General features: G+C 62.0%; 14 protein-coding genes. 3 read left to right on the forward strand and 11 right to left on the reverse strand.

The window, feature by feature from the left end; translation table 11 throughout:
* Window positions 1-59 precede the first annotated feature (59 nt).
* Window positions 60-2,060, reverse strand: coding sequence for a protein-L-isoaspartate(D-aspartate) O-methyltransferase (locus R3E82_15955; GenBank protein MEZ5552379.1), 2,001 nt, complete (start codon window positions 2,058-2,060; stop codon window positions 60-62).
* 130 nt (window positions 2,061-2,190) lie between these two features.
* On the opposite strand from R3E82_15955, the gene R3E82_15960 reads away from it, so the two are divergent.
* On the forward strand, window positions 2,191-3,318 hold the full coding sequence (locus R3E82_15960) for a hypothetical protein (GenBank protein ID MEZ5552380.1): 1,128 nt from the start codon (window positions 2,191-2,193) through the stop codon (window positions 3,316-3,318).
* An 83-nt stretch (window positions 3,319-3,401) separates the two neighbouring features.
* Window positions 3,402-6,119 carry a cation-transporting P-type ATPase gene (locus tag R3E82_15965; protein MEZ5552381.1) on the forward strand — a complete coding sequence of 906 codons (2,718 nt, stop codon included), beginning with the start codon at window positions 3,402-3,404 and terminating at the stop codon, window positions 6,117-6,119.
* Window positions 6,120-6,163: 44 nt separating this feature from the next.
* Here R3E82_15965 and R3E82_15970 read toward each other — a convergent pair whose 3' ends face one another.
* Entirely contained in the window at window positions 6,164-6,604 is a 441-nt protein-coding gene (locus tag R3E82_15970; GenBank protein ID MEZ5552382.1) for a host attachment protein, read from the reverse strand.
* Window positions 6,605-6,766: 162 nt separating this feature from the next.
* Between R3E82_15970 and R3E82_15975 the strand changes: the two genes are divergently transcribed.
* The gene (locus tag R3E82_15975; protein MEZ5552383.1) at window positions 6,767-7,264 is read left to right on the forward strand and encodes a hypothetical protein; all 498 of its coding nucleotides are present in this window, start codon (window positions 6,767-6,769) and stop codon (window positions 7,262-7,264) included.
* A gap of 99 nt (window positions 7,265-7,363) precedes the next feature.
* Here the strand turns inward: R3E82_15975 and R3E82_15980 are convergent, their stop codons facing one another.
* The 9 genes from R3E82_15980 to R3E82_16020 all read right to left on the reverse strand — a co-directional run bounded on the left by R3E82_15980 (window position 7,364) and on the right by R3E82_16020 (window position 14,300).
* Window positions 7,364-9,070: a tetratricopeptide repeat protein gene (locus tag R3E82_15980; protein ID MEZ5552384.1), complete on the reverse strand. Its 1,707-nt coding sequence runs from the start codon at window positions 9,068-9,070 to the stop codon at window positions 7,364-7,366.
* Between the two features lie 51 nt (window positions 9,071-9,121).
* Window positions 9,122-9,598, reverse strand: coding sequence for a cytochrome P460 family protein (locus R3E82_15985; protein MEZ5552385.1), 477 nt, complete (start codon window positions 9,596-9,598; stop codon window positions 9,122-9,124).
* Between the two features lie 184 nt (window positions 9,599-9,782).
* Window positions 9,783-10,376, reverse strand: a complete 594-nt coding sequence (locus R3E82_15990) for a MarR family winged helix-turn-helix transcriptional regulator (GenBank protein MEZ5552386.1) — start codon at window positions 10,374-10,376, stop codon at window positions 9,783-9,785.
* A 153-nt stretch (window positions 10,377-10,529) separates the two neighbouring features.
* Window positions 10,530-11,366 (reverse strand): metallophosphoesterase, encoded by an 837-nt coding sequence (locus R3E82_15995; GenBank protein ID MEZ5552387.1) that lies wholly within the window; start codon window positions 11,364-11,366, stop codon window positions 10,530-10,532.
* Between the two features lie 848 nt (window positions 11,367-12,214).
* The gene (locus R3E82_16000; protein ID MEZ5552388.1) at window positions 12,215-12,643 is read right to left on the reverse strand and encodes a VOC family protein; all 429 of its coding nucleotides are present in this window, start codon (window positions 12,641-12,643) and stop codon (window positions 12,215-12,217) included.
* A gap of 12 nt (window positions 12,644-12,655) precedes the next feature.
* Complete coding sequence (locus tag R3E82_16005; GenBank protein MEZ5552389.1) at window positions 12,656-13,150, reverse strand: DUF3106 domain-containing protein; 495 nt, start codon at window positions 13,148-13,150, stop codon at window positions 12,656-12,658.
* Complete coding sequence (locus tag R3E82_16010) at window positions 13,134-13,382, reverse strand: hypothetical protein (protein MEZ5552390.1); 249 nt, start codon at window positions 13,380-13,382, stop codon at window positions 13,134-13,136. The genes R3E82_16005 and R3E82_16010 overlap by 17 nt, the downstream gene beginning before the upstream one ends.
* Complete coding sequence (locus R3E82_16015) at window positions 13,366-13,764, reverse strand: hypothetical protein (GenBank protein MEZ5552391.1); 399 nt, start codon at window positions 13,762-13,764, stop codon at window positions 13,366-13,368. Before R3E82_16015 ends, R3E82_16010 begins: the two co-directional genes overlap by 17 nt.
* Entirely contained in the window at window positions 13,761-14,300 is a 540-nt protein-coding gene (locus tag R3E82_16020; GenBank protein ID MEZ5552392.1) for an RNA polymerase sigma factor, read from the reverse strand. Before R3E82_16020 ends, R3E82_16015 begins: the two co-directional genes overlap by 4 nt.
* Window positions 14,301-14,341 lie beyond the last annotated feature (41 nt).

Consider the following 14,341-nt stretch of genomic DNA (forward strand, 5'->3'; position numbering starts at 1 on the left):
ATCTGCTCCTGCCGGTATTTCGATCAGGCGGTGACAGACCCTGCACTGTGCCGCCGCTGTCAAACGCCGAAGGGATAGGTATCGGGAAGTCCTTCGAGTATCTGAATTTTCAGCGGCTTCACTGCGCTGGTTTCGTCCAGCCACACGTACTCATCGAACTGCTGGCCGAGCTGAGCTTCGAAGTAGTGGCTGGCAAGCTCCGTCTCAGGCCGATAGATGACGCCGATGGCGCGCTCCAGTCTGGGTTTGCAGACAGCGTCGACCAGTTCCGGGGCAGCCCCGCGCATGCCCAGCAGCAGGCCCTGCCGACCGGTCAGATGAAACTGATGTTCATGGCTCTGCGGGTGCGCGGGACGCACCTGCTTGATTTCCATCGGCGCATCCCAGTTCGATGCGGCAGCCACGGTGCCGTGATCCGTACCGAAACCGATGCGATAAGAGAGATTGCCGAAGGCGCTCGCGCAGAGCTGACCGATGTTGTGCTCGCCGCGGCTCGACATTTCCGTGGCGCGAGCGTCGCCGATGTGAGAATTGTGCGCCCACACCACCGCTCTGGCACCCTCACCGTGGAAGGCCATCACCTGCTTCAGTGTCTCGAACATATGAGTATCGCGCAGATTCCAGGAGGCGCGGGAGCCGTAGTACATGATCCGGTAATAGGACTCGGCGCGCGATACGATCTGTGCATTCTGGCTGGCGTCGAGGAAGCGCTCGCTGTCCTGTTCCGCCAGGGCGATACGCTGATGCAGCAGTTCGGAGAGCACGTGAGCCACATCCTGCTCGCAGTGTTTGTAGGCGCCGGTGAGTGCGGCGTGACCGTATGCCGCAGGATCGCTCTCCCAGGGTGAAAGACAGCCGTAGCGGCGTCTGGCAACTTCTGCGAGTTCGGTGTCCACATCCTCGAGATAGTCGATCACTGCACGCGCCGAAGCGTAGAGGCTGTAAAGATCAAGGCCGTAAAAGCCGGCACGCTGCGGATAAGGCAGAGTGGCATTACGCTCATGCAGCCAGTCGACGAAAGCACGGGTTTCTTCATTGCGCCACATCCAGGTTGGGAAGCGGGCGAACGCCGTCCATTCCGAAGGTGCCACTTCCCGGTGCCGGACGTAGTGATCGATGCGCGCGGCATCCGGCCAGTCGGCCTCGGCGGCGACGATGTTGAAGCCCTTTTCGGTGATGAGGCGCTGGGTGATTTCCGCGCGCAATCGATAGAACTCCGAGGTACCATGGCTCGCTTCACCGATGAGCACGATGCGCGCGTTACCTGTACGTTTCAGCAGGGCATCCAGAGGCGCGTCTGCAACAGACTCGAAGACTTCGCCGTGACGTTCAAGCAGAGCATGCACCGGATCGCGCTGCCGGGGTCGCCGCTCGATGAATCTGCCACGCCGGGATTGGGGCCCGGGTGCTTCGACTTCCCAGCCTTCGGCGCCGATCAGGGGCACGAAGCGGACATCAGCGAGATCTTCCCGCTCGAATCGATCTTCACCGTTACGGGTAATCCGCACCAGCTCCTGAGCGCGGGGATCAGTTCCGATGGGTATGACCAGTCGGCCACCGATTCTGAGCTGACGTTTCAGCGCCTCGGGAATCATCGGTCCGCCTGCTGAAACCAGGATCGCATCATAGGGCGAGCGCTCCTCCCAGCCGAGGGTGCCATCCCCGTGGATCACCCGCACGTTCCGATAGCCGGCGGCGGACAGGTTGGCCGCCGCGGTATCCGCCAGTGCCTGCAGCCGTTCGACGGCGACAACTTCCCCGGCGATTTCCGCGATGACCGCGGCGGCATAGCCGGAACCGGCACCAATTTCCAGCACCCTGGAGTCGGCGCTGAGCACCAGGGCTTCCACCATGAATGCCACGATGTATGGCTGGGAAATGGTCTGGTGTTCTGCGATCGGGAGCGGTGCATCCTGATAGGCCCGATCTCGAAGGTACTCGGGTACGAACAGCTCTCTTCGGACCCTGGTCATCGCCTGCAGAACTGCGGCATCGCGCACGCCGCGAGCGTGTATCTGATCGCGCACCATGGCGATTCTCTCCCGCTGATAATCGGCCATGGCCATTCCTCATCAGTGCGCTGCCCTCGTAAGAAACTAGTCCTTCGGATGGCCGGGTTGAATACGTAGGAGTCCGCATCCTGAGCCTGCGATCCGGCCGCTAGCCTTAAATCCCGGTGGAGGTCTGACGATGGGAAGTACGCAAATACCACAGGCAGCGGAGCTGATGTCGTCCTTCGCACGAAGAACGGGCATCAGCGGCGGGTCGCCGCCGCACCGCTATCTCTGGACAGATGCGCACGCGGTCTGCAACTTTCTGACGCTTCATGCATACCAGGGCGATACCCAGTGGCTGGCCCTGGCGGTTGCGCTGGTCGATCAGGTACATGAGGTGCTTGGCCGACACCGTGCAGACGACGTGCGCTCCGGATGGATCAGCGGACTCAGCGAAGCAGAAGGCCGCAAGCACCCGACAATAGGCGGTCTGCGAATCGGCAAGCGTCGGCCGGAGCGTTCGCGCAATGCCCCGGTGGACGAACAGGGTGAGTGGGAACAGGACGGTCAGTACTACCACTACCTGACCAAGTGGATACACGCACTGGGGCGTATGGGAGCGGTAACCGGCGATGCGCGATATCGCCGCTGGGCACAGGAACTCGTGGTTGCGTCCTACCAGGGCTTCAGAGCGGCCTCGGGTCCGGCCCGCCTGCACTGGAAGATGAGCATCGACCTCAGTTATCCACTAGTCGTGGCATCGGGTCAGCACGACCCGCTGGATGGGCTGATCACCTCGCTGGTCGTGCTCGAATATTCTGAGGATCCCGGCGTTGCGGAACTTCGCGCAGTATCTGACGCTCTGGGGGTGCTGTGCAGGACGCAGGCCTGGTTCACGGATGATCCACTGGGGCTCGGCGGACTGCTGTTTGATGCAGCGAGGATCGTCCAGCTGACCAGCGAAATCGGCAGGGAAACGGGTCTGCCGCTGCTCGAGCCGATCCTCGATGCCGCACACCGGGGCATAGAATCCTTTGTGATGTCCGGAGCATTGCAGCGCCCGGCTGCGCAGCGACTTGCCTTCCGCGAACTCGGTCTGAGCATCGGATTGCAGGCTCTCGATCAGCTGGCCGGGCGCGCGCTTCGGCCATCCGTCATGCGACGCCTCGATCAACTGCGGGCATTCAGCGGCTTGCAGAAGTCGATCGAACAGGTGTGGCTCCGGCCCGACCTGCAGCAGTTGCGGAACTGGCGGGAACATCTGGATATCAACTCTGTCATGCTCGCCACCAGTCTCGAACCGGCGATGTATCTGGAGATCTGACGTATCCGGTTTACAGCTTCGGGTTGGAGGTCGGGCAGTCAGTTTCTGAACAGGTGAATCAGCGGAAGTCGGGATTGGACGCAGTGACAGAACTGGAGGGCAGGTGGCATACAATCGCAGCCGAAACCGCGATGAATGCACTGCGCACAGGTACGGAAGGGTTGTCCGAAAAGGAGGCCGCTGCGCGTCTTGAATTCCACGGCGGCAACTGGCTGCCGGAGCCCGGCAGGCCTCACCCGATCCTTCGTCTGTTGCTGCAGTTTCATAACATCCTGATCTATGTGCTGCTGGGCTCAGCAGCGATTACCGCGGCCCTCGGTCATCTCGTCGATACTCTGGTGATTCTTGCCGTCGTCCTCATCAATGGGCTGATCGGTTTCGCGCAGGAAGGCAAAGCCGAGAAGGCAATGGACGCGGTGCGCAGGTTGCTGGCTGTCAGGGCGTCTGTCCTGAGGGATGGCGAACGCAGGACCGTCGATGGCAGCTCGCTGGTTCCCGGAGACATCGTCATTCTCGAGGCCGGTGACAAGGTGCCCGCAGACCTGCGGCTCTATCGTGCCAGAGGCCTGCAGGTTCAGGAAGCGATTCTGACCGGGGAGTCCGTACCGGTCGACAAGCACGTCGAGCCGGTGGAGATGAAGGTGCCTATGGGTGATCGGGCCTGCATGGCCTACAGCGGCACACTGGTGACCAGCGGGCTTGGAAGGGGCGTGGTCGTTTCGACGGGTACTGCTACAGAGATCGGTCGTATCAGCGGGATGCTCTCCGGGGTCGAAGTACTGACGACGCCGCTCGTCCGTCAGATGAATGTCTTTGCCAGATGGCTCACGCTGGTGATTCTGCTGATCGCCGCAGCGCTCCTGGTATTCGGATACCGGGCCGGACAGTTCGCGTTTTCAGAGCTGTTCATGGCAGTAGTTGGACTGTCGGTTGCCGCCATACCGGAGGGCTTACCCGCGGTGCTGACGATCACGCTTGCTGTCGGCGTTCAGGCAATGGCGAAGCGTAATGCCATCGTTCGACACCTGCCAGCCATAGAGACCCTGGGGTCCGTCTCGGTAATCTGCACGGACAAGACAGGCACGCTGACCCGCAACGAAATGATGGTCGTATCTGTGGTCACAGAAGCCACACTCTTCTCTCTGGAGGGCGAGGGTTATACGCCCAGAGGTGCAATCACCCTGGATGGGACAGTCGTCAGCGTACGCGAACACGAAATCCTCGAAGAAATCGGCCGCGCGGCTGTGCTGTGCAACGATGCGTCTCTCATCGAAATCGGAGGGGTGTGGCAGGTGGAAGGAGATCCCATGGAAGGTGCGCTGCTCACGCTGGCGGGCAGGGTCGACATGGATTACCGGGCACAACGGAGAGAGTGGACGCGCACCGATACCATACCATTCGACTCCCAGCACCGGTTGATGGCGACGCTGAACCATGACCATGAGGGTCACGCGTTCATAATCGTAAAAGGTGCGCCCGAGCAGATCCTTTCGATGTGCCGTGAGCAGCGCACCGCTTCCGGTGGGACACAACCCCTGGATCCGGACTACTGGACCGCCCGGGGAGGCGGCATCGCGGCGCAGGGGCAACGCGTGCTGGCATTGGCTGTTAAATCCGTTACGCCGGAACATACGGTTCTGAAACGCTCGGATACGGAGGCGGATTTGACGCTCATCGCGCTGGTCGGTTTCCTCGATCCGCCACGGGTCGAAGCCATTGCAGCGGTAGCCGAGTGCACACGGGCAGGGATACGCGTGAAGATGGTTACAGGCGACCACAAGGCGACCGCCGCTGCGATCGGACAGCAGATCGGTCTGCAGAATCCTTCGAGTGCTCTGACTGGCGAGGACATCGACGCGATGGACGATGCGAAACTCAGATCTGTGGTTCTGGAGACTGATATCTTCGCGCGGACCAGCCCCGGGCACAAACTCAGGCTGGTCATGGCCTTACAGGCTCACGGTCTGACCGTCGCGATGACGGGAGATGGTGTAAACGACGCACCGGCGCTGAAACGGGCCGACGCGGGTATAGCCATGGGGTTGAAAGGCAGTGAGGCAGCGAAAGATGCCTCGGATCTGGTGCTTACGGACGACAACTTCGCATCCATCGTTGCTGCCGTGCGGGAAGGTCGAACGGTGTATGACAACATCAAGAAAGTCATCAGCTGGACACTGCCGACGAGCGCTGGTGAGGCCATGACAATCATTGTGGCACTCCTGCTCGGAATGACTTTGCCCATTACGCCGATTCAGATTCTATGGATCAACCTGGCTACTGCGATCACGTTAGGCCTGGCACTGGCATTCGAGCCGACAGAAGCCGGTACGATGTACCGCTCACCGCGCCCGAGAAACGAGCCCCTGCTATCCGCTGAACTGGGCTGGCACATCGTGCTGGTGTCAGCGCTTTTCCTCGGCAGCGTATTCGGGATCTACTCCTTTGCAATCGATAGGGGTTTTTCGGTCGAACTGGCTCGCACCATGGCGCTGAACACGCTTGTGGTCATGGAAATTTTTCATCTGTTTTTTGTACGGAACATGTACGGCACATCGCTGACATGGAAAGGCGTCCGCGGCACGCGTGTGGTCTGGGCGACAGTGGTTTGCGTATCCGCGGCTCAGTTTTCGATAACCTATCTTCCGCCTCTGCAGCGGATTTTCCAGACGGAGTCCGTGCCGCTCTTTGCGGGAGCGCTGATCGTTGCTATCGGAGTAGGGCTGTTTTCTGTGCTGGAAGTCGAAAAGCAGGTACGCCTGCGCCTGCGGAACCGTCGGGCTGTCCGCACAGCGGGCCGGTAAGGCTGGCCACAGCCTGCCCGCGCGGATCCCTCTGATCCACCAGCTCAACCCGGATCGGTGAGATGCGCGGCAATCTCTTCCACGCTGTGGCGCACAAGGTCCTTGTGTAGACGGCTGCTGATCAGCTTTGCCGTCACGTCGCTGAGAGCGGCGCTCAGTAACCCCAGGAAATGAGGCGGTGCGATCAGAACCAGATCATCGATCTCGCCGCGCTTGCGGGCACTTTCGAGCCGTGCTCCAAGCTCACGGGCGAACGCTTTCGCATGTGTCTCCTTGACACTGGACTTCGGTTCCATCGCATGTCGCGCACCCTGGCCCGAACTGTCGAACGTGCGTCCCTGACGATCGCTGACCAGATCATCCGCGTGAAGTGCACTTTCCGGATGGACCATGCCTTCACATTCCTGCAGCGGTGCACTGGCGCCTTCCTGCTGAAAAATACGGGCGCGGGTACTGTCGGCGACGACAATCCAGGTGCTTTTCATCGGCCTCTCACATCTTCTGCTCAGCTGAAGCCTGCGCTCAGGCACAGTGGCGCGTCAATTACGCAGTATCCGCAGCGTTCGGGAGGAGTACAATTTTCCCGGCTCCTGACGCAGGTCGACTACCCGCCGAAGAATCCCCAACCCTGTTCAGAGGATCGAACCATGAAGACCAGTTTCGTTACCCTGGCCCTGCAGACTGCACTGCTTTCGCTGCTCGCGGGCTGCGGCGGTGAATCGTCCGCGCCTTCGGAGTCGGCCACCGCGTCGGCAGAGCCCGATGCATGCACGCTGCTCACAGCAGCGGAGATTACGGAGGTAACCGGAGTCACACCAGGCGCAGCGGAGCGCGCGAATCCGGGGCTGAATAACTGCCAGTGGCCGAGCCCCGGTTCACCGGTGCCGCTCGTCTACGTCGGCCTGTCGTATCAGTCCGTGGCCTCGTGGGATGCGTATCGCCAGGAAATGATCGAAAATGGCGTCGGAGATCCTGACGAGGATGGCGAACGTATCGACATCGGCCGCTTCAGCCACTTCACACCGGACAGCGCGATGATCCAGGTGTACACGGAGCAGAACTACCTGATCGTTCTCCGTGTCAGGGGCGGCGACAGGGCGCAGCTTATCGAGCTCGCCACCAGGGCGGCGGCGCGGGTGGATTGAAGCATCCGCGACGGCCTCAGCACCCGTCCCGTCTACAGGTCCTTCGTGCAACTTGATCAGATTGAGGCCGCCGCCCCTGACGGCGTGAGCGGAAGCGATTCAGTTACGGGAGAGATATTGGGTGAGTGCATCCAGTACCGGATCCCGCCCCGCCAGCCATTCAGCAGAGGACAGTGCTACAGGCATGGAAAGTGGAATGTACGGCCGCAGGTCGGTCGGATAGGAATCCTGCCACCAGCGTGACGAGATGGAGAGCCGGAGCCCCGACCAGGGGAGCTCCACGGAGGTGTCCTCGCCGACAAAGTTAGGCCTGGAACTGGAGAGTTCGCCGACGAAGATCGCATCGGTTCCCCGGTCGAGAAAATTCAGGAAGTCCTGGCAGGCGGAGAAGGTGGCGCGACCCGTAATGACGAAGGTGCGATGCGCATCACTCGCCAGCCCGTGCCACGCAGCCAGCCGTGTCAACGGCCAGTGCAGAAAGTTGTCACCGCCGCTGTTATGGCGCACGTCGATGATCAGATTCCGGGCGCTGGTCTTCTCGATGGTGTTGCGCACCAGGCGGGCAAACTCCCCAATCGACGGGCCATGATCAGCGTCCAGGACCTGGTTGAACTGCAGGTAGACGGCGCTCACCGTGGGCAGAGACTCGTGCCAGTAGGGCTCATCGCTCCGCGCCTGCCAGCGGGGCGGTATGCGGGCCGGTGCCGGACGCAGCGAGAAGGACAGGCTTTGCGGTGGCTCGGCTGCGAGTTCGACGCTGCGCGGTCCATCCTGCGCATCCAGCCTGAGCGAAACCCGATCGAGTGTGTCCGCATAGCCCATGGCGCGCAGGAACCCCGGGTTGCGCAGATAGACCGGACCGAGCCACAACAGGCCCTGGTCGTTGTCCCGGGACACAAAGGGCGCAAGATCCAGCAGGATGTCGTCCACCGGTTTGTCACCGATCGCGAGGACCCTTCGACCGATCAGGTCGGCATGATCCTGCGTCGCACCGATCACGAACAGACCGTCCGAGAAGAAATAGAACTCGAGCGGCAGCATACCGGGGAACGGCACCCGCGCCGTCGGAGCCGGCCGGATCCGGCTGTGTCCGTCTGCCAGCTGCTCTGCGATGATCCGCTGCAGTTCCACCGCAATCGCCACGTCATCCAGCTCCGGCACACGCTCAGAAAGCGCGGCGACCGCGGCGGCAAACGCCGGGCTCAGTGCTCGCCGATCGGGGGCGGCGTGCAGGCGTCGAGCTTCGTCAACGAAAAACCGCAGGTCATAGCGCCAGCCGGCGATGCGATCTTTCAGATCCGCTGGCGCGAAACCGGCGATCCGCCGGAACTGCGCGTCTTCCCGCAGCTCGGCAAATGCATCATCCCGTTTCAGGGACGGCCGATCACCAAGCGGCGCTGCCAGGGCACGCTCCAGCCAGGCCATGGCCGCTTCCCGCTCACCCGCCTGGGCCATGGCCTGGGCGAGGACCAGCGCCGTCGCCTCGATATCTGCAAACCCCTCCTCAAGCGCGCGCTGAGCGAACGGCAGTGCGTCGCTGGTCCGCCCCATTTCATGCAGACCGCGGGCGAGACGAAACATCGAATCACCCCCCTGCGGATAGGCGGCGACCAGCTTTTCGTACAAGGGTACGGCGCCCGCATGGTCGCCGGTCTGCCAGCGCGCATCCGCTTCAAGCTTCAGGGCGAGATGGTCGACAGGTCCGAGGGGATCCTGCGCGGTCTGGGCGTGAGCAGGCGATGGCACCAGTGTGACCAGGAAGAGCGTGCGCAGCAGCACACAAACCAGCGATATTCTGTATCTCACTTCTGGACTCCTCGCAGCATTGACATGGCGATGATGATCCACGCCGGCGTCTCAGTCACGCAGCCGGCTGAAGGTGTAGTCCTGTTCCTTTTGCGGCAGGTGACAGGCAAAGCAGGCGGAAGCTGCGGCAGCGCCGACCACCCGATTCGCCGGGTCACCGCCACCGAAGCCCTCGAAGCCCCAGCCACCGGTTGCGGCGAATTTCTTCGCGTCCTTGTGCATGACGCCCACGACCTTGCGGGCCCCCTCGGTGACGGCATTGCCGTCGTGCACGGCTTCGAGCAGATCGAAGATGATCACGGCCCCATCCGGGAAACTGTTGCTCCGGTAGCCCTCGAGCGCCTTGTCGTTCGCATAGAGGTGATGAATGCCGCCAAAAGCACCATAGAGCGGATGCCCTTCTTCAATCACCATGCTCTTGACGTGGTGCCAGTCGCGGTAACTCTCCGGGTAGGGAACCTCGTGTTCCGCGGCCAGTGCTACCGCGGCGACGGTGATGCCAAACAGGGTCAGGATCTTTGCTATCACAGTCTGCTCTCCTGTTTGAGATCGGCGATCGCAGCGCCGCTGTTGATGTGGAATGGCTGCCCGGCGGCGACCCAGAAGCGGCCACCGGGGTGGCAGAAGAAGGGGCTGATGTTCATGTAAGGACTCCTAACTATATAACTCAAATGAAACCCCGGTCACATCGAACGGGGTGGTTAAACCGCCGTCAGGCGGCGGATTCGTGCTCCGCGCAGTCGACGCGGAGGTGCCGCCCGGCCATCGGCGCGCCGATGAACGCACAGTAATGCGGCGTGTTCGTGCCGGGCGCGACATTCTCACGGAAATGTCGGCAGGTTACGCAGGTGCGCTGCGGGGCAATCAACTGCCGCTGCTGCAATTGCCGGATCATCCTGACCACCAGGCCGAGCAGGGTTTCCTGCTCGGCCTCGGACAGGCCAGCGACGATCGGCGCAAAGCTGCTCGACCACGCCTGCGCGACCCGATTGCCTTTGGGGGTCACCTTCAGAGCCACGGCGCGAGCGTCCGAGGCGTCCGCATACTTGCGAACCAGCGACTTGCGCTCCAGGGCTCCCACCGCGTCGCTGGCGGTGGCCTTGCGAATACCGACATGCGCGGCGGTGGCGGTGAGCCGCGCACCTTCCGGACGGTTGGCGACGAAACGCAGAATGTCCGCCTGGGTGGGAGACAGGCCAGCGCGCTCAGCGGCCTGCCAATCGAGCTGACGAGCCACGGCGGCGAGCCGGGTCAGACCGTCGGCCAGTCGGCGATCGAGGGGTTCGGTGATCTGGTCGAACTTCATAGGTAGGAATCCTAACTATCAAGTTCAGTGGTGTCAAACTCGGCGACCGCACCAGCCCTTCGCCAGCCAATCGACCATAGCCCACACCTGTGATCAGCAGTCGGTAAACCGAATCCGCACCGGCGCGAACGCGCAGCTGGCACTGACTCGCCGCTAGATCCAGAGGATCCCGGGACCGTTCCAGGCCGTCCTCTCTCCCGGATATCCCAGCTGCGCCGACACAAGACGCACGCCAGCTGCCTCGATCTCATGACTCCAGTGGTGATGCCCGAAAATCCATGCAACGACTTCTGACCGGGCCGCAGCGGCGATGAGATCGTCACAATCGCTGTAAAACGCCGGGGAAAGTGGTGTCGTGCCATGGATCGGACTGCGCGCCACAGAGTGGGGCAGGTGGTGCGTAACGATAAGGGTCGGCCCGTCGTGCTGCTCCGCGAGTCGCTGTGCCAGCCATGCGCGCGACAGACGATGCTGCGCCAGCGCATCCTGCGGCAGAAACGGTGATCCGTCCGCCTGTCTGATCAACCTGTGGTCTGGTATAACCTGCGCGGCTGCGCTCATGTCTCTCTCGGGATCTCCCAGGACTGCATAGTCGGTCCACAGTGTCGCGCCGAGAACTCGCAGGATACCGGCAGTGCAGGAATAACGAGCTTCACCGCGATCGAGTACCGTCACCCGGGCAGATGGTGCCGCGAGCAGGGAATCACGCACATCGTCGAATGCACCACGATAGTATTCGTGATTGCCTGGCACCACGACTACGGGACTTCCAACGTAGTCTGCGACCTGTTCTGCATAACGCAGCGTTGAGACATCCCGCCTTGATCGCATCCGACCGACGTCGCCGGCGAGCACGACCAGATCCGTGTCTGCGGTGAAGGCGGACAGGTCCGGCCCCAGGCCAAGCGGATAGATACTGGTCCAGCCGTTTCGGTCCTGCTGTTTCCGGATCTCGATATGGATGTCGCTGAAATAGACTATCTTCGACACTGCGAGTCCATGATTTCGTCTAACCTGTTACTCAGGCTTGAACAATCGAGCGGCCAACGACAGTACCGACTCGAGCAGCTCATTGAGCGGCATCTCACCCAGAACACGCCCACCAGCCTCAGCAACGGCTGCGATCAGATCCGGTCCGGCAACACCAGCCATTGGCCCCTGTACGATCGGATCCTTCAGTCTGAACTGACGTGCAAAAAAGCATTTCCCTGAAAGACTGTCATCATACTGCGACCATCAGAGGTGAAACTGAATCACACGGTTGAAAACGGAAGACAGTCGCCACGTATTACTTCGACGCGAAATCCGATCAACTTAAACTACCTGATCCGCGGAGGGAGTAAAGCCATGATTACTGAGTGGGACATCCGGGTTCGGTCCACGGACATTGATGGTGACGGAATCGTAAACAATGCACGGTATTTTGAGTTCTTTGAGCAAGCCCGCCTGGAGCATATGACCCGGCTCGAATTGATCCGTCCGCTGCGACCCGAAGTTGCAGAAAGGCGGCACTTCACGATCGCTGAGACCACCTGTCGATACAAGATGCCTCTGCGGTACCGTGACTGGATTCGTGTTCGTTGCTGGTTCAGCGAAGTCCGCAATCGGAGCTTTGTTCTTACCTACGAAATACTTATGCGAGATTCCAGCACCCTCGTCGCAGAAGGTACATCGGTTCAAGTCTGGCTGAATAGCGAGGGTCGACCCGACCGACTTCCAGAGGACTTACACCCGCGCCTTCTGGCTGCGGTTCAATAGTTACGGCTATCGAGACATCCTGCCCAAGCGTACATTGCAGGATCCTGGTTCCGCAGGCCGTTCAGCCTGGAGTAACGGCCTCAGACTTTCACGGCCATGGGGCTCGATGGGTCCAGGACTTCCAGCAGTTCGACGACATTGCCATCCGGATCGCGGCCATAAACGGCCCGGTTCTGCGGATCCGGGACATTATGGAACGACATCCCTGCGGCCAGCAGACGATCGTAGTCCGCGTCGAGATCAGTGACCAGCAGGCACAGATGAGTGATGCCGTGGTCGCACACCGGGCGCCGTACCTGGACCGCTTCTGGTACCGGCGAATAAAACTGAAACAGCTTGAGAAAGGCATTGCCGAGTTTGAGCATGGCGGCCCTGGCAGCCGAGTCTTCGAGTCCTGTGACTGCGTCCGCCCAGGCATTGCCAGCTCGCCACTCGAATCGATTCACTTCCTCGAAGCCGAGTACCTCGACATAGAATTCGAGCGCTCGCTGCAGATCCGGTATGGAGATCGCCGTGTGTTGCTAGGGCCGGTACCGCTGACGCTCGCGCAGGCGCTGGACCGCCCGGGCACGCTCTGCCGGCGACGTCTGCTGGAAACGCTGGCGCAGTTCCTGTCGCCGCTCCGGTGGCAGCGCATTGAAGCGCCGCAGGCTGTTGCGCAGGCGCCGCTTCTGAACCGGGGTCAGATCGCGGAAATCGCGCAGCCGCTGCAGCAGCCGGGTGCGTTCGTCCACGCTGAGTGACTGCCAGCGCTGGTAGCGCTCATGCAACTCGCCGCGCTGTTCCGGGTTCATGCTGAGCCAGCGCTCGCTGCCGAGTGCCAGCCGCTGCCGGCGGTCCTCGGCGAGTTCGGTCCACTGCTGCTGGTAGGGAGACAGCAGCTGCTGCTGTTCCGCACTCAGCTCGTGCCATTCCAGTGCGGCTGCCGGCATCGCGGCCAACAGCAGCACGAGCAGGGCGTGGCGCAGCCACCCGCTGCAAGTTCTCCGTCGCCTTCCGCTATTCGGCGTGTTCATCGTCATTCTCCAACGGCCGGTCGATTTCCGGCTCGTCCACTTCCAGTACGTCCGCGTCAGGAAAGGAAAGCCCGGCCATATCCAGAGGGTCCACGTACTCGCCGTCGTCTTCCACCAGCAGACCCAGGAACTCGAGGAAGTCTGCGTCCGGCAGCGGCTCCGCCGCCAGCGCCGGACTGGCGAGCACCAGTCCGAGCAGCGTGCCGGCGGCAAGCTCAGCCCTGCCCGGCATCGAGCTGTTCCAGTTCCAGCCATGCCAGAAACTCCAGTTCTTCGAGCACCTCGAGGTCGGCGATGGCCTCGAACTCGTCCGCGTCCGCGACGAACAGCAGGCTCGCTTCCGGCTCCGTCGCCCCGGGCAGCAGCAGCGCGAAAGTGAGTGCTACGGCAGCGACCGTCGCTGCCACGCCGCCGCTCCAGAACACAGCCGTACGCGGCCACCCGGCCCGGCGCGCACCGCGCGCATCGAGTTCGGCCACTGCGGCCCGGCGCATCTGACCGAGTCGTTCGGCGACCCCGGGCTCCACCGTTTCGGCGCGCTCCCGCGCAGCACGAAGGAGCGCATCATCCTCCGGATGCGCAGTCGTGCCGCCTTCGTCCTGCTGCCTGTTCATATCCAGTAATCCTGCAGTTGTTCCCGCAGCGTGGCGAGCGCGCGGAAATGGTGTGTTTTGACGCTGCCTTCGGAGCATCCCATGACCGCGGCGGTGTCCGCCACGGACAGACCCTCCACGGTGCGCAGCAGAAAACTCTGCTGCTGACGCAACGGCAGGGCCTCCAGCGCCCTGTCCAGGGCCGTCACGGTACCGTCCATGGCAGCCAGTTCGGAGGGATCGGTCATTCCCGGATCTGCCGCCTCATTGAGGGCGTCGTCACTCTCCTGTGTGCCATCGCTGGTGAGCCAGCCAAACCAGCGCCGGCGCAGCGTGCTCCGGCGATGGTGATCGGCAATGCGGCTCTGCAGAATGCGGTAGAACAGCGGTTGCCATTCGTCCCGCGGCTTGTCAGCGTAGCGCCGCACCAGGGTGAGCATGGTGTCCTGCACGATATCCAGGGCGTCCTCCGTGTTTCTGACCGCGAATCGGGCCATGTTGAAGGCCCGTTTTTCCACGCCGGCAAGGAAGGCATTGATGTCGGCGGCCTGCCTCATTGCCTGCCCACGGTACCCCCGGGAGCCGAAGACTCCCGGGG

It is taken from the genome of Pseudomonadales bacterium (assembly GCA_041395945.1).
Classification (GTDB): domain Bacteria; phylum Pseudomonadota; class Gammaproteobacteria; order Pseudomonadales; family Azotimanducaceae; genus SZUA-309.

Excerpts from the sequence above, each read along its gene's own strand:
- R3E82_16005 (MEZ5552389.1), bottom strand. The coding sequence starts at position 13,150 with ATGAACACGCCGAATAGCGGAAGGCGACGGAGAACTTGCAGCGGGTGG.
- R3E82_15990 (MEZ5552386.1), bottom strand. The coding sequence starts at position 10,376 with ATGAAGTTCGACCAGATCACCGAACCCCTCGATCGCCGACTGGCCGAC.
- R3E82_16015 (MEZ5552391.1), bottom strand. The coding sequence starts at position 13,764 with ATGAACAGGCAGCAGGACGAAGGCGGCACGACTGCGCATCCGGAGGAT.
- R3E82_15975 (MEZ5552383.1), top strand. The coding sequence starts at position 6,767 with ATGAAGACCAGTTTCGTTACCCTGGCCCTGCAGACTGCACTGCTTTCG.
- R3E82_15955 (MEZ5552379.1), bottom strand. The coding sequence starts at position 2,060 with ATGGCCGATTATCAGCGGGAGAGAATCGCCATGGTGCGCGATCAGATA.
- R3E82_16020 (MEZ5552392.1), bottom strand. The coding sequence starts at position 14,300 with ATGAGGCAGGCCGCCGACATCAATGCCTTCCTTGCCGGCGTGGAAAAA.
- R3E82_15960 (MEZ5552380.1), top strand. The coding sequence starts at position 2,191 with ATGGGAAGTACGCAAATACCACAGGCAGCGGAGCTGATGTCGTCCTTC.
- R3E82_15970 (MEZ5552382.1), bottom strand. The coding sequence starts at position 6,604 with ATGAAAAGCACCTGGATTGTCGTCGCCGACAGTACCCGCGCCCGTATT.
- R3E82_16010 (MEZ5552390.1), bottom strand. The coding sequence starts at position 13,382 with ATGCCGGGCAGGGCTGAGCTTGCCGCCGGCACGCTGCTCGGACTGGTG.